At 67.6% G+C, this 20,988-nt stretch carries 15 protein-coding genes; 8 read left to right on the top strand and 7 right to left on the bottom strand.

Features of this window, described 5'->3' with window-relative positions; genetic code table 11:
• Positions 1 to 25: 25 nt before the first annotated feature.
• A complete protein-coding gene (locus tag E1956_RS32250; protein WP_134756840.1) occupies positions 26 to 760 on the top strand; it encodes a copper homeostasis protein CutC in 735 nt (244 codons plus the stop codon).
• Positions 761 to 780: 20 nt separating this feature from the next.
• On the opposite strand, the gene E1956_RS32245 is transcribed toward E1956_RS32250, so the two are convergent.
• Positions 781 to 1,446 carry a DUF2278 family protein gene (locus E1956_RS32245; protein WP_134756838.1) on the bottom strand — a complete coding sequence of 222 codons (666 nt, stop codon included), beginning with the start codon at positions 1,444 to 1,446 and terminating at the stop codon, positions 781 to 783.
• A gap of 121 nt (positions 1,447 to 1,567) precedes the next feature.
• Positions 1,568 to 2,086, bottom strand: a complete 519-nt coding sequence (locus E1956_RS32240; RefSeq protein ID WP_134757931.1) for a DUF1697 domain-containing protein — start codon at positions 2,084 to 2,086, stop codon at positions 1,568 to 1,570.
• 282 nt (positions 2,087 to 2,368) lie between these two features.
• Here E1956_RS32240 and E1956_RS32235 point away from each other — a divergent pair, with 282 nt between their 5' ends.
• Positions 2,369 to 2,860: a flavodoxin family protein gene (locus E1956_RS32235; RefSeq protein ID WP_134756836.1), complete on the top strand. Its 492-nt coding sequence runs from the start codon at positions 2,369 to 2,371 to the stop codon at positions 2,858 to 2,860.
• 97 nt (positions 2,861 to 2,957) lie between these two features.
• Complete coding sequence (locus E1956_RS32230) at positions 2,958 to 3,728, top strand: peptidoglycan DD-metalloendopeptidase family protein (RefSeq protein WP_134756834.1); 771 nt, start codon at positions 2,958 to 2,960, stop codon at positions 3,726 to 3,728.
• Positions 3,729 to 3,873: 145 nt separating this feature from the next.
• Here the strand turns inward: E1956_RS32230 and E1956_RS32225 are convergent, their stop codons facing one another.
• Both E1956_RS32225 and E1956_RS32220 read right to left on the bottom strand, forming a co-directional pair.
• Positions 3,874 to 5,523 (bottom strand): alkaline phosphatase family protein, encoded by a 1,650-nt coding sequence (locus E1956_RS32225; RefSeq protein WP_134756832.1) that lies wholly within the window; start codon positions 5,521 to 5,523, stop codon positions 3,874 to 3,876.
• 225 nt (positions 5,524 to 5,748) lie between these two features.
• Positions 5,749 to 7,164: a GGDEF domain-containing protein gene (locus tag E1956_RS32220; RefSeq protein ID WP_134756830.1), complete on the bottom strand. Its 1,416-nt coding sequence runs from the start codon at positions 7,162 to 7,164 to the stop codon at positions 5,749 to 5,751.
• A gap of 336 nt (positions 7,165 to 7,500) precedes the next feature.
• Between E1956_RS32220 and E1956_RS32215 the strand changes: the two genes are divergently transcribed.
• The 4 genes from E1956_RS32215 to E1956_RS32200 all read left to right on the top strand — a co-directional run bounded on the left by E1956_RS32215 (position 7,501) and on the right by E1956_RS32200 (position 13,859).
• Complete coding sequence (locus tag E1956_RS32215) at positions 7,501 to 9,486, top strand: protease modulator HflK (RefSeq protein WP_134756828.1); 1,986 nt, start codon at positions 7,501 to 7,503, stop codon at positions 9,484 to 9,486.
• 97 nt (positions 9,487 to 9,583) lie between these two features.
• Positions 9,584 to 10,657 (top strand): protease modulator HflC, encoded by a 1,074-nt coding sequence (hflC, locus tag E1956_RS32210; RefSeq protein WP_197732929.1) that lies wholly within the window; start codon positions 9,584 to 9,586, stop codon positions 10,655 to 10,657.
• On the top strand, positions 10,654 to 11,688 hold the full coding sequence (locus E1956_RS32205; protein WP_134756824.1) for an SPFH domain-containing protein: 1,035 nt from the start codon (positions 10,654 to 10,656) through the stop codon (positions 11,686 to 11,688). Before hflC ends, E1956_RS32205 begins: the two co-directional genes overlap by 4 nt.
• Entirely contained in the window at positions 11,685 to 13,859 is a 2,175-nt protein-coding gene (locus tag E1956_RS32200; RefSeq protein ID WP_232071924.1) for a heavy metal translocating P-type ATPase, read from the top strand. Before E1956_RS32205 ends, E1956_RS32200 begins: the two co-directional genes overlap by 4 nt.
• A 72-nt stretch (positions 13,860 to 13,931) precedes the next feature.
• Here the strand turns inward: E1956_RS32200 and E1956_RS32195 are convergent, their stop codons facing one another.
• Positions 13,932 to 14,708 (bottom strand): hypothetical protein, encoded by a 777-nt coding sequence (locus tag E1956_RS32195; protein WP_134756822.1) that lies wholly within the window; start codon positions 14,706 to 14,708, stop codon positions 13,932 to 13,934.
• 126 nt (positions 14,709 to 14,834) lie between these two features.
• Between E1956_RS32195 and gcvA the strand changes: the two genes are divergently transcribed.
• Entirely contained in the window at positions 14,835 to 15,755 is a 921-nt protein-coding gene (gcvA, locus tag E1956_RS32190; RefSeq protein ID WP_134756820.1) for a transcriptional regulator GcvA, read from the top strand.
• 852 nt (positions 15,756 to 16,607) lie between these two features.
• Here gcvA and E1956_RS32185 read toward each other — a convergent pair.
• Both E1956_RS32185 and E1956_RS32180 read right to left on the bottom strand, forming a co-directional pair.
• On the bottom strand, positions 16,608 to 18,986 hold the full coding sequence (locus tag E1956_RS32185; protein ID WP_134756818.1) for a DNA polymerase II: 2,379 nt from the start codon (positions 18,984 to 18,986) through the stop codon (positions 16,608 to 16,610).
• A gap of 165 nt (positions 18,987 to 19,151) precedes the next feature.
• Positions 19,152 to 20,804: an alkaline phosphatase family protein gene (locus E1956_RS32180; RefSeq protein WP_134756816.1), complete on the bottom strand. Its 1,653-nt coding sequence runs from the start codon at positions 20,802 to 20,804 to the stop codon at positions 19,152 to 19,154.
• Positions 20,805 to 20,988 lie beyond the last annotated feature (184 nt).

The raw sequence follows: 20,988 nt of genomic DNA, 5'->3' as shown, positions 1-20,988 counted from the left end.
GAAGCGTAAGCGGCGCTTAACGCGTATGCCGGTCTCACTCGAAGTCTGCGTCGACAGCGTGGATGGGCTCGAAGCCGCCATTGCTGGCGGCGCGGATCGCATCGAACTGTGCTCCGCGCTCGAGCTCGGTGGGCTCACGCCCACGCCGGGGCTGATCGCGGCGGCGGCGCGCGCGCCCATTCCGGTCTACGCGATGATCCGGCCGCATGCGCGTTCGTTCGAATGGTCGAGCGCCGACGCGGTGGCGATGCTCGCCGAAATCGACGCGGTGCGCGCGGCGGGCCTCGCAGGCGTGGTGCTCGGCGCGGCGCTGCCTGACGGCAATCTCGACGTCGCGCTGCTGCGCACGTTGTGCGAGCGTGCGCGCGAAGGCCACGGACTCGGCACCGCGCTGCATCGCGTGTTCGACCTCGTGCCGGACCCGGCACGCGCACTCGAAGAAGCGATCGCGCTCGGGTTCGAGCGCATTCTCACTTCGGGCGGCGCGGCGCGCGCGGTGGATGGACTGGCTATGCTCGGCGATCTCGCGCGCCGCTCGGCCGGGCGCATCGCCATCATGCCAGGCAGTGGCGTGAGCGCCGATAACGTCGCGCGCATCGTCGAGGCGACCGGCGCCACGCAAGTGCACGCATCGTGCCGCGAAGCGCTCGCGCAGCGCGACGGCAAGGGCGTCGCGCTCGGCTTCTTTCCGGCTCATCCGGGGCGCACTTCGCAACACCTCGTTGAAGCGTTCAAACAAGCGCTTGATTCAGTGAGCTGAAGTCAATCGGCTGAACGTCGTTACGAAATCGGCTTCGCGTCTGGCGTGGGATTGCCCAGATCGTCGGTTGGCAGCCGTTGCTGGTCGAACGCGGCCACGTAGAGCGCCCACTGCGGCGTACCCAGATCCACGAGTAAAGCACCGTCCTGCCAGATGTCGTTGTGGTCGTTGCTGTCATTGCCGGGGCGGTGAATGAACTCGCCCGTGGATCCCTGGTTCATGTGCACGTCGTGGATGCCGTCGCCTTCGCTATAGAAGCGGCCGAACACGTAGACGTCGAGGTTCGATTGCTTCGCTCGCACCAGCAGGCGCTGCAGCGTGGCAACCGGCTCGACGGCGTCCGAGCCGTCCATGACGTCGCTGTCGCGCCAGCTGCCGGTATTGGCGAGGAAGTCGCTGCGCTGGAAGTCGAGCGCGGGCAGCGCCGCTTGCCCGGTCAGGTCGTGGGAGCCCGGCGCCGCGCTCTGGAGCGTCGCGAGCACGGGGTGGCTGAAGTCGAACGGCAGCCTGTACTTCAGCAAGTCGTCGGCGTCGGTGGTGCCGACGTTCACCGCAATGTCCCATTGCGCACCCGCGACCGAGAGGCCAAAGTGCAGGTGATACTGCACTTCATGAGGCCGTTGCGTGGGCTTGAGTTGCGGCGTCGTTACGATCTTGCCTTTTGCGTAGCCGTAGGGAAGCGTCATCTCGGGCATCTCCTGGAATTGCTTGTCGCTTGCAGCGGGGCCGCCCATCATAGGACGACCGCGTGACAGTTGTGCTGCGCGGCGTCTCGCGCGGGCAGGGGCGCGGCCCGCGCAGTCGGCGTTATGCGGCCCCTTGTGCGGCCCATTCCGCGAGCGTGGCCACGGTGTTCATGTTGCGCGCCGTGCCGTCCTTCGCCGCGGGAATCTTGAGCTTCGAACGCCCGATGCCGTCCTTGTAATAGACGTAGATTTCGCGCGTGCCGAGCGCGATGGTTTCCGTGCCCTGGCCGCTGACTGTCTTGAGCGCGTCGGCGCTCGGGGCGGTGTCCAGAAAGAGCGCGAGCGTGCGCTCGGGCGGCGCGCTTGCGAACGGATTCGCCGCGAGCACGGCGGCCATCTCTTCCGCGCTGCGCAACAGCACGCCGACCGGTTTGCCCGCGTATTCTTCAAGGCTGCGTTCGAGCCGCTTCTTGACGCTCGCCGCCGCGAGCCGGCTCTGGAAGACCACGTTGCCGCTTGCGATATACGTGCGTACGCCGGTAAAGCCGAGCGCTTCGCACATCGCACGCAGTTCCGTCATGGGAAGTTTGCCGGTGCCGCCGACGTTCACGGCACGGAGGAGAGCGATATAGGTAGGCATGGGGCGCATGATACTGCGCATCGGGCATCGGGCATCGGGCATCGGGCATCGGGCATCGGGCATCGGGCATCGGGCATCGGGCATCGGGCATCGGGCATCGGGCATCGCGCGTCGTGCATCGTGCATCGTGCATCGGGTATCGCGCGTCGGGCGTCGCGCGTCGGGCATCGGGCGTCGCGCGAAACGCTGGGCGCATCCAGCGCCGTTGCGACGCGCGGCGGTATCATCGAAGCGATGGGACGCGCCATCCCGGCGCGCCAGCGGACCGACGAGCGAATACGCATGAAGACGCTGCTGATCGTCTATCACACGATGACCGGTGGAACGCAGCAAATGGCCGAGGCGGCCGCCGCTGCCGCACGCGAGCAATCCGGCGTGGCGGTGAAGCTGCAGCGCGCGGACGCCACGCAGCCCGCAGACGTGCTGGCCGCCGACGGCTATCTGTTCGCGACGCCGGAGAATCTGGCGGCCATGTCCGGGCTGATGAAAGACTTCTTCGACCGCAGCTATTACGCAGCGCTCGACCGCGTGAACGGCCGCCCCTACGCGGTCATGATCTGCGCGGGCAGCGACGGGCAGAACGCCTTGCGCCAGATCGACCGTATCGCCACGGGCTGGCGGCTGAAGGCGGTGGCGCAGGGCGTGATCGTCTGCACGCATGCGCAGACGCCCGAGCGCATTCTCGCGCCCAAGACCATTGGCGCCGACGATCTCGAACGCTGCGCGGAGCTGGGCGCGGGACTCGCGGCCGGGCTCGCGCTCGGGGTCTTCTGAGGCGCGCATGCCGCTGCGCCTGTAAAACTGAGATGAGGTCCTGCGCCCGCCTTTCATAATGCTCGGCTCACGCATTAAACGCAGGATGACGAATTTAATGAGATCGAGCTTGAGGCTGCGCTGGCATGGCGCGATAGGGGGCGTGTTGCTGGGCGTTGGCGGGCTATTGTCGGGTTGCACGCTCGTTGGGGGCCCGGCCTTGTCTGTCTTCACGACGCACTGCGGGACAGTGAGCGCCGGGTACTACTGCGTGCAGCCGGGCGATACGCTCGATGGCATCGCACACGGGTTTGGGCAGAAGCCACAAGACGTCGCGCGCTGGAACGATGTCTCGCCAGGCACGCCGCTGCTCGTGGGCCAGATGCTGCGCATGGCGCCGCCCGATGCCCCGTCACACCACGCGGCCGCTCCTCATGCAGACGAGCCGCACCCGGCTGCTCCCCATCCTGCCGCCGGCACGGCGGGCGCCATGCATGCCGTTGCGTCGGCGCAATTTGTGTGGCCGGTCAGTGGCGTGGTTATCCGCGAATTCGGCGAGGACGGCGCACGCGGCATCGAGATCGCCGGGCGCGCGGGCATGCCCATCAAGGCCGTCGCCGCGGGCCGCGTCGTCTACGCGGGCGACAGCATCAAGACCTATGGCCTCATGGTCATCATCAAGCACGAAGACGGTTTCGTGACGGCTTACGGCAACAACCGGCGGCTGCTCGTTCGTGAGGGCGATGTGGTGCAGCGCGGTGCCACCATCGCCGAAATGGGCACGCAAAGCAACGGCGAGGCGCTGCTTCAGTTCGAGATGCGCGAAGGCAACCAGGCGGTGGATCCGCTGGCGCATCTGCCCGCCGACTCCGGTCCGGTCGTGGAGTAGTGCGAGGCAGGGCTGCGGGGATTCGGATGTCACGTCGAAGTATGGCTTCGGCGTGTGCAGATTACCTGGGAATCCAGAATAACAGTGCAATATAAAAGCGCGATTCAAATACGCGGCCTGAGCGCGCAATCCCGATGCGTGACGCTCAACGATGGCCGTGGCGTCGCTTGTGCGCCTGCGCCAGCCTGGCGACATAGCTCACGTAATCCGTCACTGCCTGCGTGTCGGGGCCGTGCGCGGCGCTTCCTGCCGGCGCACCCGCACCTGGACCCGGACCCGCACCCGCACCCGCTTGAACCGCCGTGGCGTGCACGCCCACACCGGGCTGCGCATGCAGGCGTGCGCCGAACAACGCCCGATCCTGAATGGCCGGCACGCCACCCAGGTCTTGCGCCATCTGCAGATCCAGCGCGTGCGCGATCGTGGCGAACTCATTGACCTGCGTGGCACCCGGAGCGATTGCGGCGGACGCCTGCGCCGCACCCGCGTGAGCCGCTGTGGCCGCAGCCGTGCTAACAGCGGCGCCACCAACAGTTGCCGCGGCGGTCGCAGCCGCAGCCGTGGCCGCCGAGGCGGCGGCACCCGCGGCGGCGAGCGCAGGCGTGAGCGGCGCGCCCAGGGTCCGCGGCCCGTCGCTGCCGCTCGTGCGGCATGTATCGAGCAACGCGGCCGTCCACGCGGGCGATGTCGCGTCGCGCTGCGTGAGCGGCTTGCCGATGCCAAAAAGCTCGCGCACCGAACGCACGATCGACGCGTGGTCGAACGCCGTATCCTGCGCCGCATCGGCCGCGCGCGGGAACAGCTGGCTGCCGGTTTTTCCGCGCGGCGCCCACGGCGAAATCAGCAGCGCGGGCACGCGCACGCCCAGCCGGTCGAACGCGAAGTGGCACGGTTTCTCCGCGCGCGCGCCGTTGGTGTTCGCGTCGCCGGGCGGCACGGCGGCGGGTGGCACGCGATGATCGAAGAAGCCGCCGTGCTCGTCCCACGTGAGCAGCAGCGCGCAGCGCGGCCAGACCGGCGCATTGCGGATCGTCTCGTAGACGTACTGGATGAACTGCTCGCCCGCCCGCATCGAGCCGACCGGATGCTGCGAATTGCCATCCGCGAAATTGCCGCTCAGCAGCCCGTAATTCGGCTCGATGAAGGTGTAATCGACATCGTAGTTGTCGTGCAGGTCGTGTGCGAAAGCGTCGTCGGCGTCCTTCGGCGAGATGGTGCGGAATGTGTCGCCATTGAAGAAGCCGCCCACGAGGCCGCGGATCGCCAGCACCTGGGGAAAGGCGTCGGCGTGATAGACGCGCCATTTCTTGCCGGCTGCGGCAAGGCTGTCGAACAGCGTGCCGTTCTCGAACGAGAACCCGAGGCTGTGGACCGTTTCCGAGGCCGCACTCGTCAAGCTGTCCGGACTGTTGTCGAGCCCGCCCGAGGAGGCCGCGTGCGCGAAAAAGCGGTTCGGCCAGGTGGGCCCGGGCATCGACGAGTACCAGTTGTCGAACAGCACGAACTCCTGGGCGAGCTGCGAGATCACTGGCAGCGTGCCCGGTCCGAAGCCGCGCATCGCGAGCGCCGCGGCGGCGCCCGTGCCAAAGCCGCTCATGGGCGGCGTGCCGCCGATCTGCGCGGCGACGTCGTCGAATTCGTGGGGCGGGTCGCTCGCGATCCGGTCGGCGGCGCCCGCCAGGAAGTTCCACGAGGCGGGTGGCGGCGTCACGCCGTCGAGGCCGGCGAGGCCGAACAGATGGTCGAAGGAACGGTTCTCCATCATCAGGACGAACACGTGCGCGATGTCGGCCATGGCTGGCTCCATGTGGGCAGGGGGCTCGGGCAGGCGTGAACGGGCGGTCAGGGGCTGGCGATTGGCATGAGCGAGCCGCCGCTGACGCCGTGCTGCGCGAGTTCGGCGGCTAGACTAGCACCGTGTGGAGCAAGCTGGAGCGAACCTGATCGCAGGTTCGCGAGGTTATCGAACGCGTTGTCGAACGCGTGTCGCGCGCCGCCCGATGCGCGAGCGGCCCCGACCTTACGTCACGCTCTCGCCGGCGCGCGCGACGCGGTTGCGGCCGGCGCGCTTGGCCGCATAGAGCGCCGCGTCGGCGGCGGCAATCAGCGCATGGGGTGCGGTGCTTGCCGCCGGCCCGTCTGCAACGTCTGGTGCGCCCGGGCCGCTCGTGGCGCAGCCGGCGCTCACGGTGACCCTGCCGGCGGGCGCGGGAATGGCGAGCTGCGCGACCGCCGCACGGGCGCGCTCCGCCACGGCGCAGGCTTCGTCGGCGTGGGTGCCGGGCAGGACCAGCGCGAACTCTTCGCCGCCATAGCGTGCGACGAAGTCGCCGGGCCGCAGCGTGAGCGCGAGCGCCTCGGCCACCGCGCTCAGGCACGCATCGCCGTGCAGATGGCCATAGGCGTCGTTGTAGAGCTTGAAGTGATCGACGTCGATCATCACGAGCGAAAGCGGCTGCGCACCGCGCGCCGCGCGCTCGAATTCCCGGTGGAACTGCTCGTCGAAATAGCTGCGGTTGTAGACGCGCGTGAGCGCATCGTGCGCCGATGTCTGGATCAGCGAAGCATGCGCTTCCGACAACTGCCGGTAGAGCGCCGTGACCTCCCAGACCAGCACGCACACCAGCACGCCGGGCGCGAACATGCTGAACAGGCGCGCGACGTACCAGCCCAGCGTGAAGCGCTCGACGCTCAGCGTATTGAGCGCGGCATCGACGAGCGAGGCGAGCAGCGCCACCGCGATCCACCAGTCGAGCACGAGCCGCAGGCGCCCCTTGAGCAGGACGACGGCGATCGCCACGGCGTTGAGCGCGCAGACGACGAGTCCCGTTGCGTTGGCGGTCATGCTGGCAGGCGGCATGGGAGCAGCGGCGGTCCCGCTCGCGCGCCACGGCGCGACGAGATCGACATGAACGACGAGCACACCCAGTGCCGCGGCGAGCACGGCGGGGCCGGCGAGCAGGAGCCAGGCGCGCGCACCGAGTCCCGCAAGGCCCGGAGCCGCGGGCGGGTCGTCCGGCGCACGGCTGCGCACCAGTTCGGCTACGATCACGAGCGCGGGGAAGCCCGCGTGCCAGAAGACCCACATCCACGCGGCGCTGTGAGGGCCTGCGCCCAGCAAGCCCGCGCGCGTGAACACGCCAGGAAACATCAGTAACTGCAGCGCGACGGCGATGGCGGTGAACGCGTAGGCGCCCCCGAGCGCGCCGAGCATGGGCAGGCGCGTGGCCGCGAAGCGCGCGCCAAGCATGAATGCCGCGATGCACGACGTGGTGAACACGGTGAGCGCGCACATCGGCATGAATGGCCCGATGGCGGGCAAGGCATCGCGTGCGCGCGGCGCGGCGAGCGCGAGTGTCAGCAGGATTGCGAGCGCGCAAAGGCCGGCGAAGATCGCCTGCCTGCGTGTTGCCGGTCCGATCAGCAAGCCGTACATGGGGTCCCGTTGCGTTGGTTGTTGTGCGTTTATTGATTATGGATGCCGGCCGCGCATGGGTTGCCGCAAGGCCCTGGACAGCAGGCGTGCAGGCCGTGAGTTTGCTAATGAAGGGAGAAACGTTTGCGCGTCCGGTTGCACGGCTATTTTGCGCCGATTCGCTTGGCGATGGGGGAGCGAATGACAGGAAAGAAGGGCTTCTGATGCCTGGCGCGCACGAGCGTTGCGGTTGAGTTTCCTTATCGAGCGCGCTACATTGGGCGCGCGCGTTTCGGCCCGCCAGACAAGCGTTGCGACGCTAGCCCGCTTTTCGTAATTGTTATGTAAGGATACCTGATGGTGCATCGCGCAGCTCGCGACAACCACGAAGCCTATGGGTGGTTCGCCGGCCGTGCGGGCGAGAGCCGGCTCGGCGCGCTTGCGTTGGGGCTCGGTGTTGCGCTCGGCTTGCTCGCATGCGTGCCGGGCCTGCCGCTCGATGCGCGCGCTTGCGCGGCCACGGCTAGCGCGTGCCTCAATATTGGCATCGCCGTGACCGGCACGCGGCTCATCGCTGCGCGCGAGGCGGCTGCGCCGTCCGCTCGTGCGCCCTTGTGGAAGACGCTGCTGGGCCTCGCGCGGCTGGCGTTCAGGCGTGATGACGCTGCGCGTGCCGCGCAGGATGGCGACACCAGCGAGGCCAGCCAGAACGGCGAGGCTCCAGGCCACGACCAGCCCGACCTGCGCGCCCTGTTGCGCGCCTTGCCCTGGCAGCCCTGGGCCGTGCCGTTCATGGCGCTCGTTTCGCTCGGGCTCGCCGCGCTCGCGTGGGCAAGGCCCGAACCGGCGCCAGCCGGCACGCAGGCCGCGTTGCTCGTGTTCGTCGCGCTTACGTTCGTGCTCGCGTTCGGCGCACTCGTCGCGGAGCGCTTTCACGCACAACGTAGCGCCGGTTCGCGCGCATCCGCTGCGCTCGTGGGGCTGTTGCGCGTGCTGATCGTCGCGGCGCTGGGCGCGGCGGCCGCGGGCGTGTGGTCCTTGCATGGGGAGCCGGCGCCGGACTGGCTGTCACGCGCGATTGCCGTGCTGAGCGGCGCGGTCGCGATCGAACTGGCGATGCGTTCGGCATGGGCTTGGCTGACTGCGCCCGCAGTGCTCGTGTCGGGTTCCGCGGGCGCGGACGATGCGTGGTTCCTGCGTAGCGTCGTCGCCGCCGCGTTGCGCCCGCAAGCGCATCCGCTCGCCGCGCTCGATGAGCGATTGCGCGCGCGCTACGGCATCGACTTGCGGCAGAACTGGGCGCTGCAGAGTTTCGTGCGCCTCTTGCCGGGCACGCTCGCGGCCATGGTGCTCGCGGGCTGGCTGCTGGGCGGCGTGACGATCCTCGGTCCCGATCAGCGCGCCGTCTACGAGCGCTTCGGCGCGCCGGTCGCCGTGTGGCAGCCGGGTCTGCATCTGGGGCTGCCCTGGCCCTTCGGCCGCGCGCGCCCGATCGACAACGGCGCAGTCCATCAGCTGATTGTCTCGGGCAGCGCGAACGACACGAGTCAGGCCGCGCCGCCCGTTGCCGCCGACGCCGCCCCGCCCGACCAGCTCAACCGGCTCTGGGACGTCACGCATCCGTGGGAGACGACGCAGGTGATCGCGGGCACGAGCGGCGACCAGCAGGCCTTCCAGATCGTGAGCGCCGATGTGCGCCTCGACTACCGCATCGGCCTCTCCGACGCGGCGGCGCGCGCCGCGCTCTATCGCACCGTCGATCTGGACGCGACCGTGCGCTCGATCGCGAACCGCGAAGTCGTGCGCTATCTCGCGTCGCGCACGCTGCAGTCGCTGCTCGACACCCCGCAGACCGCCATGGCCGCGACGCTGCGCGCGGCCGTGCAGCGCCAGCTCGACCCGCTCGTGAGCGGCATCGAGGTCGTGGCGGTCGTGATCGAGAGCGTGCATCCGCCGGCGGGCGCGGCGGCTGCGTATCACGGCGTGCAGGCGGCGCAGATCCGCGCTCAGGCGAGTGTGGTGCAGGCACGCGGCTTCGCCGCGCAGACGCTCGGCGGGGCGCAGCAGCAGGCGATCGAAACCGTTGCGCAGGGCAGCGCGAACGCGGCCGACACGCTGGCCGCCGCGCGCGTGCAGCAGGCGGGCTTCGACGCCGACGTGATCGCGCAAGGCCTGGGCGGCCCGGCGTTCGCCTTCGAGTATTACTTGCACAGCCTGCAAAAAGGATTGCAAAGCGCGAACGTGACCGTGATCGACGACCGTCTCGCGAGCGGCAGCCGCGCGACCCTCGACCTGCGCACGCTGACGCCGGCCACGGCGGCGGGCGTGAGGCAGGCATGGTGACGCGCGCGCGGGGCCGCGTGGACGCATTCAGTGCGCACGCGCTGGCATCCACATTGGCATCGGATCTGGCATCGACATTGAACAAGGTGATTTGAACGTGGGCCTCTTTCACGCGCACGGCGATGCGCACTCTCATCATCACGGACATGGACACGGCCACGGCCACGGCGGCGAGCAAGGCACAGGCGCGCCCGTGAACCGGCCGCGCTTCGCGCTGCGCGCGGCGCTTGCCCTCGCGTGCGTGATCGTCGCGCTCGTGGTCGCGAGCTTCGTGCAGGTGCGCGAGGGCGAGGCGGACGTGATCACGCGCTTCGGTGACCCGGTGCGCGTGGTGCTCGCTCCGGGCCTCGCGTGGCGCTTGCCCGCGCCCATCGAGGCGGCGCTGCCGGTGGACCTGCGCCTGCACACGACCTCGAGCGGTCTGCAGGACGTGGGCACGCGCGACGGCCTGCGCATCATCGTGCAGGCCTATGTGGCGTGGCGCGTGCCGGCCAATGCCGGCGACGTCGGCCGCTTCGTGCGCGCGGTGCGCAACGAGCCCGACGAAGCCGCGCGGCAGATCCGCTCGCTCGTGGGCTCCGCGCTGCAGACCACCTCGGCGGGCTTCGATCTCGCGTCGCTCGTGAATACGGACCCATCGCAGGTGCGCATCGGCGAATTCGAAGAGGCGCTGCGCCGCCAGGTCGACGCGCAGGCGTACGCCGCGTATGGCGTGCACGTCGTGCAGGTCGGGCTCGAGCGGCTCACGCTGCCCACCGTGACGCTCTCGGCGACGGTCGACCGCATGCGCGCCGAGCGCGAGACCGTGGCCGCGCAGCGCACGGCCGAGGGCCTGCGCGAAGCGGCGCAGATCCGCTCGGACGCCGACCGCGACGCGCGCGTGCTGATCGCCGATGCCAACGTGAAAGCGGCCGGGATCGAGGCGCAGTCGCGCAAGGACGCGGCGGCGATCTACGGCAAGAGCTACGCGGCCGATCCGCAGCTCTACACGATGCTGCGCTCGCTCGACACGCTGGGCTCGGTCGTCAACCAGAACACGAACCTGATCCTGCGCACCGACGCGGCGCCGTTCCGCGCGCTCGTGCAGGGTCCGCCGGGGATGAGCGGCAATGCGGGTGCGGGAGCCGGCACGGCCGCGCCGCCCACACGCACCCACGGGCAAGGCCGATGAGCACGCGCGAAAATTTTCCCGCGCTTGGCCCCGGCGCGCAGGCGGTCCGCCTGTCGTTCCGCTTCGTCGCGGCGCTGGCGGTGCTGGCCGCGCTCGCCTGGGCCACGTCGAACGTGCGCCGCATTCCCGCCGACAGCAGCGTCGTGGTGACGCGCTTTGGCGCTTACGTGAGGACTCAGGGCGCGGGCTTGCTGGTGGCCTGGCCGCGTCCGTTCGAAGCGGTGCGCCTCGTGCCGGGCCGCGAGCGCGTGCTCGAGCGCCGCATCGTTTCGCTGATGCGCGATCCGCGCGCGGGCACGCAGCTGAGCATGGACTCCGACGCGCTCGCCGGGTCCGGCTACGTGCTCACCGGCGACAACGGTGTCGTGCAGGTGAGCGCGACGCTGTTCTACCGCGTGGCCGATCCCTATGCCTACGCGCTGCAGCTCGACTATCTCGACGCGGCGCTCGAGCGCATCGTCTCGGCTGCGGTCGCGCAGACGCTCGCGCAGCGCGACCTCGACGCGATTCTCGTGGCGCGCCCGGAGATGGTGGCCGCCGACCAGCAAATGGCCGCGCGCCGCGAAGCGCTGCGCGGCGACCTCGCGCGCGCGGTCCAGCGCGATCTCGACGCGCTCACCGCCGCACATGCGGGGCTCGGCATCGAGGTCGCGCGCATGGACGTGCAGGCATCGTTTCCCGCTTCGGCCATCGACGCGTTCAACGCCGTGCTGAGCTCGATGCAGAACGCCGAGCGCGACATCGCCCAGGCGCGCACCATCGCCGAGAAGACGCGCCAGGGCGCGCAGCAGAACGCCGACCGCATCGTGCAGGATGCCCAGGCAAACGCCGCCGAGCGCGTGGCCACGGCACAATCGGAGACTTCCACGATCGCGCAACTCGAAGCGGCGCTCGCGCTGGACCATGATCCGGGGCTCGTTGCGCGTGCATATCGCGACCGCGTTCAGGCCGTGCTCGCGAAGGCCAGACACGTGACGACGATCGACCCGAACGATGCATCGAGCCTCGTCTTGCCGGGGCACGCGCCATGACGACACCGTATGAACCGGCGGGGCCGCACGCCAGCGCTCGCGCGCCACATGCGGCGCACGTCGGGCAGCGAGGCCACCAAGGCCAGCACGGGCACGACGGCCACGATTGGCACGACGGCCATGAAGTCCACGCGCTCGCGATGTCCGCCGCCGAGCGTCGCGCCATTACGCGCCATACCTTGCTCGCGCTCGTCGCGGGCGGCCTGCTCCTGCTTTCGCTTGCGTGGTCGTGGCTCGGGCCCACTAGCGCACGCGGTGGCGCGACGCTTGCGCAACTGCTCGCGGCGGCGGCCTCGCTGGTGGTTGCGCCGCCGGTGTTTGCGGGCGCATGGCACAGCCTCAAGTCGCCGAGCCTGCACGGCGTGACCGATCGCCTGATCGCGCTCGCGATGCTGGGCGCCTGGGCCGTGGGCGACATGACGACGGCCGCGTTGCTACCTATTGTGATGACCTTCGGCCACGCGCTCGAGGAGCGCAGCGTGCTCGGCTCGCAAGAGGCCATACGCGCGCTCGGGCGTCTGACCTCCGGCAACGTGCGGCGCGTGACCGGCGAGGGGGCGATCGAAGAGGTGCCGTACGACGCGCTGTGTCCGGGCGACCTCGTCGACGTGCTGCCGGGCGCGCGCATTCCCGCCGACGGGGTCGTGCGTCACGGCCGCTCGAGCATCGACAACGGGCCGATCACGGGCGAATCGCTGCCGCAGGACGCGGGCGAGGGCGCGAGCGTGTACGGCGGCTCGATCAACCTCGACGGGCCGTTGCGCGTGGAGATCACGCAGGTGGGCGGGGACTCGACGCTCGGCAAGGTCATCGAACTGATGCAGCGCGCGGAAGCCGCCAAGCCGCCCATCACCCAGGCGCTCGAACGCTACATGGACGCCTACCTCGCGCTCGTGCTGCTGATCGCGGCCATCGTCTGGTTCGTGAGCGCCAACGCCTCGGCGATGCTTGCCGTGATCGTCGCGTCGTGCCCGTGCGCGCTCGTGCTCGCGGCGCCTTCGACGGCCATCGCGGGCATTGCGGCGGGCGCGCGGCGCGGCATCTTGTTCAGGAATGCGGCGTTTCTCGACAAGATCGCCGAGATCGATACGCTCGTGATCGACAAGACCGGCACGCTCACGCACGGCGAGCTGCGCGTCACGCGCGTGGCGTGGCAGCCGGGCGTGGACGAGGCACAGGCGCGCGCGCTGGCGGTGCGGCTGGCGTTGAGCAGCGCGCATCCGGTATGCCGCGCGCTGGTGCGCGAGGGGGAGCATTGGGCGGTTGCGTCCATCGACACGGCGTCCGCGATTTCGGGTGTAACCGGGGCCCCCGTGGATACGGGCGCCGTGGATACGGCCGCCGTGGGTACGGGAGCCGTGCATACGGACACCTCGCGCGTGGGTGTGCCGTTTGCCGATGCGCGCGAATTGCGCGGACTCGGCGTGCGTGCGCAGACCGACGCGGGCGTTGCCGTGCTTGGCCGCCACGATCTGCTCGTGCAACACGTGCATGAGCTACCGCCTGCGCCCGCGGACTTCGACGGCACGTGCGCGGGACTCGCGCTGAACGGCCGCCTGCTCGCGTGGTTCGCCTTCGCGGACACGTTGCGCCCCGAAGCGCGCGAAGCGCTCGACGATCTGCGTGCGCTCGGCATTACACGCGAGGCGCTGGTAACGGGCGACCGCGAGAGCGTGGCGCAACGGCTCGCGGGCGAGGTGGGCATCGAGACGGTGATCGCGCAGGCGCTGCCGCACGACAAGCTCGACTACGTGCTGCGCGAGATCGATGCGGGCCATCATCCGCTCGTGGTCGGCGATGGCCTCAACGACGTGCTGGCCATCAAGGCGGGCTCGACGAGCGTGGCGATGGGCGAGCGCGGCATCGACATCGCGGTGGCCTCGGCGGACGTCGTGCTGCTCGCCGACGACCTGCGCCGCCTGCCCGACTGCATTCGCCTTGGCAGGCATTGCCGGAACGTTGCCACGGCGAACGCGGCGATTGGCCTGGCATGGACCGTGGCCGTGATCGCGCTCGCGGCGCTCGGCGCGATCGGCGCCGTGGCGAGCGCGATCTTGCATAACGTGGGCGCGCTCGTGGTTATCGCGAATGCCGGGCGGCTGCTGCGGCGCGATGCGGATGCAGCGGCTTCGTCAACGAATGCGGCTGGTGCGGGGAATGCGCAGGGCTGAGCCCGGGTACGAATGCGCGTGATTGGAGTTAAGGGAGCGCGCGCTCCCTTCGACTTCGCTATAGCTTTCGACTCACTTCGCAGGCAGCGCAGCCGGCATGCGCATCCGGTACAGCGACACGGCCTGAATTGCGAGCGTACAGAAAATTGCGCTGCCGTACGCGGCCACCAGGTTCGTGCGCGTCAGCACGAGGCTCAGCACGAAGAAGAACGTGGCAAACCCCAGCAGACTCGCCGTCATGCCGCGCATCACCTGCTGCGGCGCTTCATGGCCGGCGATGCGATGCGCGAACACCGCGATAATGATCGCCATGAACGGGAACGACGCGAGCACGCCGCTCGCCTCAGGCCCGACATAAGGCGCGATCATCGTCACTCCGACCACGAGCCCGGCGATGAGCGCCATGCGCGCGGGCAAGTCCCACCACGGCGGATCGACTCTTGCGCTCCTGGCTGCGGTGTTGGGCATGAGGTTGAGCGCGATGGCGATGGCCACGATGGCGAGGAGAAACAAGCCCGTTTGCTCCAGCCCGCTCCATTGCAGCAGCGCGGCCACGACCGCAAACGTCAGGCTGGCGCCCGAGAGCGCCATGCGCCATCCGAGGCTCGCGAGCCTGCAATAGACCACGCAAAAGGCCACTTGCGCCACCGTCGCGACGAGCGAGCCCGCCGTCGCCTGGGCCGCGAAGGCGGGCCCGTGCTCGAGCGAGAGAAAGACCGAGATCGGCCCCGAGGTGAGCGGCAGCCCGACCATGAAACCGCCGATCGCTTCGCCCCAGCGGCGAACGGCAAGACTTGCGGCCAACAGCAATAGTGGCGTGACGACGAGCTTGAAAACGAGTAGATCCATGATGAGCGCAACGAAACGGAGAGAGTCAGCCTTGAACGATGCTGTCGATATTGAAGGTGGCTCTCGCGTCTGACAAACCATTTGTCGTCATATAATGCGTGAGTAAAACTCACGCATGGCTTAGTTATGTTCGACCGGCTTCCTCCATTGCAAACCCTGCGCGCCTTCGAGGCCACTGGGCGGCTGCTGAGCATGACGCTGGCGGCCGAGGAATTGCATGTCACGCATGGCGCGGTGAGCCGGCATATCAAGACGCTCGAGAACCACCTTGGCGTTGCGCTGTTCCAGCGCTTGACGCGGCGCATCGTCCTGACTGAAGCGGGGGCCGAGTTTCTGCTGGCCGTCACTCGCGTGCTGGGGGAGCTGACGAAGGAAGCGGAGCGCCTGCGGGCTCACGATAGCGTTACGCGGCTGAAGATCAATTCCAGCGTGTCCTTCGCGAACAAGTGGCTTGCGCCGCGGCTGCATCGGCTGAAGGCTCGGCACCCGGAGCTCGATGTTCACCTGGAGGTGACCGACAAATATGTCGATCTGAATGAGGGGGAGGCCGATGTGGCCATCCGGTACGGGAGCGGGCGGTATCCGCGCGTGCTTGCCGAGCGGATTCTGGAGGAGACCGTGACGCCGGTTTGTACTCCTGCCTATTGGGAGGCCAAAGGAGAGGCCAGGGCGGGCCGGCCTTCGGTCGAGAGTCTCAAGCGTTGCACCTTGTTGCATGAAGACGGCATGCTGGCCAATTGGGAGCAGTGGCTTGCGCTGGCGGGAATCAAGGGTATACGCAGCGATCGTGGGTCCGCCTACAGTCATGGGAGCATGGCTATCGAAGCCGCGATTCGAGGTGAGGGTGTGGCGCTCGGGCGTAGTGTGATTGTGGCCGACGATATTGCGGCCGGGCGGTTGGTGGCGCCTTTTCCGGATATTTGTCTGAAGTCGGAGCGGGGGCATGATCTTGTGTATCGCATTGGTAGTCGCGATGATCCTAAGGTTTGCGCTTTGCGCGATTGGCTTGCTGATGAGATTCGGATTTTTCTTGGGCAGGGCGGGTGAAGGTGGATGACGCCTTCGGGCATCGCGGTGTGCGATTCGCTCGCGCTTTTGTGTTTGCAACGTCGTTGAGAGTTGATTTTTTGTGGGTTTTAAGGCGGTGGCCTTAACTTGTATTCGCGGCGGGCCGCAGGCGTTGCCCCTGTGCGGGGCGGCACCTACTTTTCTTTGCCGCGGCAAAGAAAAGTAGGCAAAAGAAAGCCGCTCAAACCGCCAGTGTGACGCCGTCCCCCACTGCCCTGTATATCGGAGTGGCTCCGGGGCGTCTGTCACCACGCGACGTCACCCGGAGTGACTAAGGGCTCATCCATCCGGCGGCGCTCCGCGCGCCGTGGGGCATATCCAAAACCGGTGGGGCACACGCGTTTTCGTAGGACTCCAGCGTATTCGATCGGCCGCCCGCCCACGCATTCGCCAGCCAGCACGCCCGTGCATTCACCAGTCAGCACTCCCGCGCATTTACCAATCAGCACGCTAACGCATTTGCCGGTCAGAACCCCAGTGCATTTACCGGTCAGCACCTTCGCGCACTTACCGGGTGGCCCCCAGCGCATTCGCCCGCCCGCCCGGTTTCCCATGCAGACCCTTCCGCCCGCGCGTAGCGCGCGGCGGGAAGGATGAGCCCCTTGTCACTAACGCGGAGTGTGCGAGGCGACGGATGCCCCGGAGCCGCTCCGATGGACAGGGCAGTGGTGAACGGCGTCACACTAGCGGTTTGAGCCGCTTTCTTTTGCCTACTTTTCTTTGCGGCTGCAAAGAAAAGTAGGTGCCGCCCCGCACAGGGGCAACGCTTGCGGCCCGCCGCGAAAACAAGTTAAGGCCAACGCCGGCCCAGCGGCCCAAAAGAGCGTTCTTTTAAAACAAACTCGCCTGCCCAGAAATCAGCGTTTCAAATTCCTCCCGCAGAAACGGCAAAATAGCATCAGCCACCGGCTGCAACTGCCGGCTCAAATAGAACCCATAATCGATCGGCGAGCTGAGCGTCTCCAGCGGCTCAGGTCCCACCGTCGTCATGACATAGCTGATCCAGCCGCCATTCTGATACTGCAACGGACGGCCTTTCGCGCGATTAAATTCGTCAGCGACACGCGCCGCACGCACATGAGGCGGCACATTGCGCCGATAATCACCAAGCGGCCGACGCAGCCGCTTCCTGAACACAAGCTGCTCATCGAGCTCGCCGCCCAGCGTGCGCTTCACATAGTCGCGCACATAATCGGCATACGGCTCGCGCTTGAAAACGCGCCGATACAACTCGCGCTGGAATTGCTGAGCAAGCGGCGTCCAGTCGGTGCGCACGGTCTCCAACCCCTTGAACACCACCTCCTCGCCGCCGTCCCTGGTGCGCGCAAGCCCCGCATAGCGCTTCTTGCTGCCTTCCTCCGCGCCGCGCACGGTGGGCATGAGAAAGCGCGAATAATGGCGCTCGAACTGCAATTCCAGTGCACTCTCGAGACCATAGCGTTCAAGCAACTCGGCCTTCCACCATCGATTAACGTGCTCGACCAGCGCGCGGCCCGTGCGCGTGGCCTCCTCTTCCGTATGCGCGCGCTTGAGCCACACGAAGGTGGAGTCGGTGTCGCCATAAATGACGTCGTACCCCTGCGCCTCGATGAGCTCGCGCGTCTTGCGCATGATCTCGTGGCCGCGCATCGTGATCGACGAAGCAAGGCGCGGATCGAAGAACCGGCAGCCCATCGAGCCAAGCACGCCATAGAACGCGTTCATGATGATCTTCAGCGCCTGCGAAAGCGGCGCATTCTTCTGGCGCTTCGCATTTTCGCGGCCCTCCCAGACCTGGCGCACGATCTCCGGCAGGCAGTGCATCCCACGCGAAAAGCGCGCGCCCAGAAAGCCAGGCACGGAGTGCTCGTCATCGGGCTCGCGCAGGCCTTCGATCAGCCCCACAGGATCAATCAGAAACGTGCGGATGATCGAGGGATAGAGGCTCTTGTAGTCGAGCACGAGCACCGAGTCGTAGAGGCCCGGCCGCGAGTCCATCACGAAGCCACCCGGACTGTTTTCGCCCACCACGTCGCCGAGATTCGGCGCCACGTAGCCGAGCCGGTGCATGCGCGGCAGATAGAGATGCGTGAACGCCGCGACCGAGCCGCCGTTGCGGTCCGCGGGCAATCCCGTGACCGAGGCGCGTTCGAGCAGGAACGCGATCAGCTCGGTTTTCTCGAAGATGCGCGTGACCAGTTCGCAGTCCTTGATGTTGTAGCGGGCCAGCGCGGGCTTGTCTTCGTCAAAGCGGCGCTGGATCTCGTCCATGCGCTGATACGGATTGTCGATGGCCTTGCCGGCGCCCAGCAGCGCCTGCGCGACCGATTCGAGGCTGAACGACGCAAAGCTCCAGGTGGCCGAGCGCAGCGCCTCGATGCCGTCGATGATGAGCCGCCCCGCCGCGCCCGCGAAAAAGTGGTTCTGGTTGACGCTATGCTCGCGCCAGTCCATCACGGCGCCGCCGCGTCCGAGGCGCAGCGGCACGCCAGTTTGCTGCGAATGCGCGTGCAGCACGCGCAAATCGAACTGCACGAGGTTCCAGCCAATGATGGCGTCGGGGTCGTGCTGCGCCATCCATTCGTTCAGGCGCGTGAGCATCTGCGCGCGGCTCTCGCAGTACTCGAAGTCGAAATCGAGTCCGCTCGCGTCGCCGTTTTCGGGGGCGAGCATGAAGACCTGGCGTTGGCCGCAGCCTTCGAGCGCGATCGAATAGAGCTCGCCCTGCGCGCTCGTTTCGATGTCCAGCGAGACGAGCCTGAGCGTCGGGCGATAGTCGGCGGCGGGCCTGAGCTCCGCGTCCAGCAGCAGGCCGCTCGCGTCCGGCCTGCCGCGAAACAGCACGGGCGCCGTGATGAAGCGCTCCATCATGTAGCGCTCGGGCGGCTGGATATCGGCTTCGTAGACGTCCACGCCCGCCTTCGTCAGGCGCTTCGCCGTGCCGGTGAGCTGTCGGTATTGCGGCGCATAGAGGCCCAGCACGGGTCGCTGGCTGAAGTCCTTGAGGTCGAGGGGCCGAAGCTCGGCGCCCTTGCTGCTCTCGAGCGCGCCGAGCGCCGTCTCGCGGTGCGCGGCCGGCACGAAAGCGACCGACGTTTGCGCGCGCAGGCGCAGTTGCCTCGGGCCATCGGGCGTCGCCAGCCAGAATTCAACTTCGGTATGGTGAGGCGTGTCGCGCCAATGTCGCGTCAGAATGAAGCCCGGCTCGAAGCCGGGTTGAAGCTCGGTCACTGTGCGTACCCGCAGGCCTGGTGTGTCTGCCGAAATTGTAACGCCACTCGTCGGCGAGACCGTGCGGGTCGAGGCGCGGTTGGGTGTGATTCGACGCGCGTAATGCGTGACCAAATGGAAAGGCCGGCGCTTCGCGTCAAGCGCCGGCCCCGGTTGCCGCGTGGGTTACTCGTCGGACTTCAGGCCGAGTCCAGGCAGCACCTGCGTGCCTTCCACCGCAACCGCATGCAGCAGGTTCGGATCGAGATTGAGCGCGCGCAGGATGGTGGGCGCGACCTGCTTGGTCTGAACGCGCTCTCGCACCTCGCGGCCACCGTCAGGAACGCCGGCATACCAGACGACGAGGCCGAGGTGGCTGTCGTCGGGCGCGTTGCCGCCATGCTCTTCATCCTTCGTCTTGCTCGACGTGTAGATCACGCCCGGGTTCGGCTGCACGATGATGTCGGGCGTGCGGCCTTGCGCCGGATCGCCGAAGCGCGCGACCAGCTCGGGACCGCTCAGGATGTACGCACGCGGGCCGTCCGCGCAGATGCCGGGCGCGTTGCACGAGAGGTTGCGCTTGAGCGTGGCGACCGCGGCGGCGCGCTGCGATTGATCGCGCAACCAGATAAGGCCCACGTCGTCGGTCTGCACGAAGCCCGTGTCGACCAGACCCGTGCCGTCATTCAGGTTGCCGCTCTTCGTGTTGTTCTGGCCGAAGTTGCCGTTGGGATCGAGATAGTTGCTCGTTTCCAGCAGCTTGGTGAGCGTATCGCCGTTCTTCACGAGCTTCGTGTGATCGGTGGGCGACTGGCCGTGCTTGGCGGTGACGATGATGAGCGTCGACTTAAACAAATCCTGCTGCTTGAGCGCCGCAATGATGCGGCCGAGCGCGGTGTCGAGATACGTAACCGCGCCGCTCACCTGCGTGCCCGGTGTGAAGTCGGCGTCGAGATAGCCGCCGCCCGAGGTCACGATGGCCTTTTGCGCCACGCTCAGCGTCTGGAAGTTGGTGCCGAACACCGTGGGCACCGGCTCGTCGCGCGTGCCCGTGGAGTCCTTGCCGCCGATCTCGTTGATGAGCGCCTGCACGTGGTAGTCGTCGAACTTCTCGGTGTGCGTGTAGGTGTCGAGGTAGTTCGTCTGCGTGGTCGGATCGATCGAATTGATCTCGGTGCGCGCGAGATCGTCCACGCCGCGGCCCGACGGGCCGTTCAGCCAGTCGTAGCCCCATGCGTGCTTGTCGGCCCAGGCGGTGTACGAGCCGGGCAGGTTCTGCTTCACGGCTTCGAAGACCGTGTTCGTCTTCACGTAATCGTGCGGAAACACGGGCACGCATTTTGCGCCCTGGCGCGCGCGCGGAATGGCCTGCGGATTGAATGCGCCGCCGCCGTCGAGGTGCACGAGCGCGCCGCCGTTTTCCGCGTCGATGCCGGTCGTCTCGTCGAACACGACGTTCCAGCCCTGCTTGCCCACGCAACCGGTGTCGTTGGGCGCGTAAAGCGTGCGATCGTACGAGACGTCATAGAAAAGGCCCGCAGTCTTGGGCGAGCCGCCCGTCACGAGCGCAGCGAGACCCGGAAACGAGTCGGAAAGCCCAGGCGTATAAGCGTTCGTATACGTGACGCCCGACTTGGCGAGCAGCGCGAGATTCGGGCAGCTATTGCCGCCGATGCAGCGCGCGACGTCCTGTTCGTGCAAGCCGTCGAAGCTGATGAGCAAGACGTGCTGAACGCCCCTTGCCTTGCTCTCCTGTGCGGATGCGATTGCACTACCCATGGCGAGTGCGATTGCGCTGAGCGCCACCAGACCCGCCGACCACCTCCGTGCCGTTTTCATCGTTCACCTCATTTGCTTGTGGGGGGAAATCGCGCGAAATGAAGTGGGAATTTGAAGACTTTTTGCGTCGAAGCGATGAATAATGACTTTCAATTACATTTTATTACACGCAACTCGCATTATGCGCATGGCGCTCATACGGATGCGCACGCAACGGATGCGGGCTCGCGTAGCTCTACCGTTT

The organism is Paraburkholderia pallida, from assembly GCF_004524855.1.
Classification (GTDB): Bacteria; Pseudomonadota; Gammaproteobacteria; order Burkholderiales; family Burkholderiaceae; genus Paraburkholderia; species Paraburkholderia oxyphila.
The sequence above is the reverse complement of the archived record's forward strand: the minus strand, read 5'-3'. Positions and strand labels throughout refer to the sequence as shown.

Coding starts and splice junctions, on each gene's coding strand:
- gcvA (WP_134756820.1), top strand. CDS start 14,835: ATGTTCGACCGGCTTCCTCCATTGCAAACCCTGCGCGCCTTCGAGGCC.
- E1956_RS32230 (WP_134756834.1), top strand. CDS start 2,958: ATGAGATCGAGCTTGAGGCTGCGCTGGCATGGCGCGATAGGGGGCGTG.
- E1956_RS32225 (WP_134756832.1), bottom strand. CDS start 5,523: ATGGCCGACATCGCGCACGTGTTCGTCCTGATGATGGAGAACCGTTCC.
- E1956_RS32180 (WP_134756816.1), bottom strand. CDS start 20,804: ATGAAAACGGCACGGAGGTGGTCGGCGGGTCTGGTGGCGCTCAGCGCA.
- E1956_RS32240 (WP_134757931.1), bottom strand. CDS start 2,086: ATGCCTACCTATATCGCTCTCCTCCGTGCCGTGAACGTCGGCGGCACC.
- E1956_RS32250 (WP_134756840.1), top strand. CDS start 26: ATGCCGGTCTCACTCGAAGTCTGCGTCGACAGCGTGGATGGGCTCGAA.
- E1956_RS32215 (WP_134756828.1), top strand. CDS start 7,501: ATGGTGCATCGCGCAGCTCGCGACAACCACGAAGCCTATGGGTGGTTC.
- E1956_RS32220 (WP_134756830.1), bottom strand. CDS start 7,164: ATGTACGGCTTGCTGATCGGACCGGCAACACGCAGGCAGGCGATCTTC.
- E1956_RS32205 (WP_134756824.1), top strand. CDS start 10,654: ATGAGCACGCGCGAAAATTTTCCCGCGCTTGGCCCCGGCGCGCAGGCG.
- E1956_RS32235 (WP_134756836.1), top strand. CDS start 2,369: ATGAAGACGCTGCTGATCGTCTATCACACGATGACCGGTGGAACGCAG.
- E1956_RS32245 (WP_134756838.1), bottom strand. CDS start 1,446: ATGACGCTTCCCTACGGCTACGCAAAAGGCAAGATCGTAACGACGCCG.
- E1956_RS32195 (WP_134756822.1), bottom strand. CDS start 14,708: ATGGATCTACTCGTTTTCAAGCTCGTCGTCACGCCACTATTGCTGTTG.
- E1956_RS32200 (WP_232071924.1), top strand. CDS start 11,685: ATGACGACACCGTATGAACCGGCGGGGCCGCACGCCAGCGCTCGCGCG.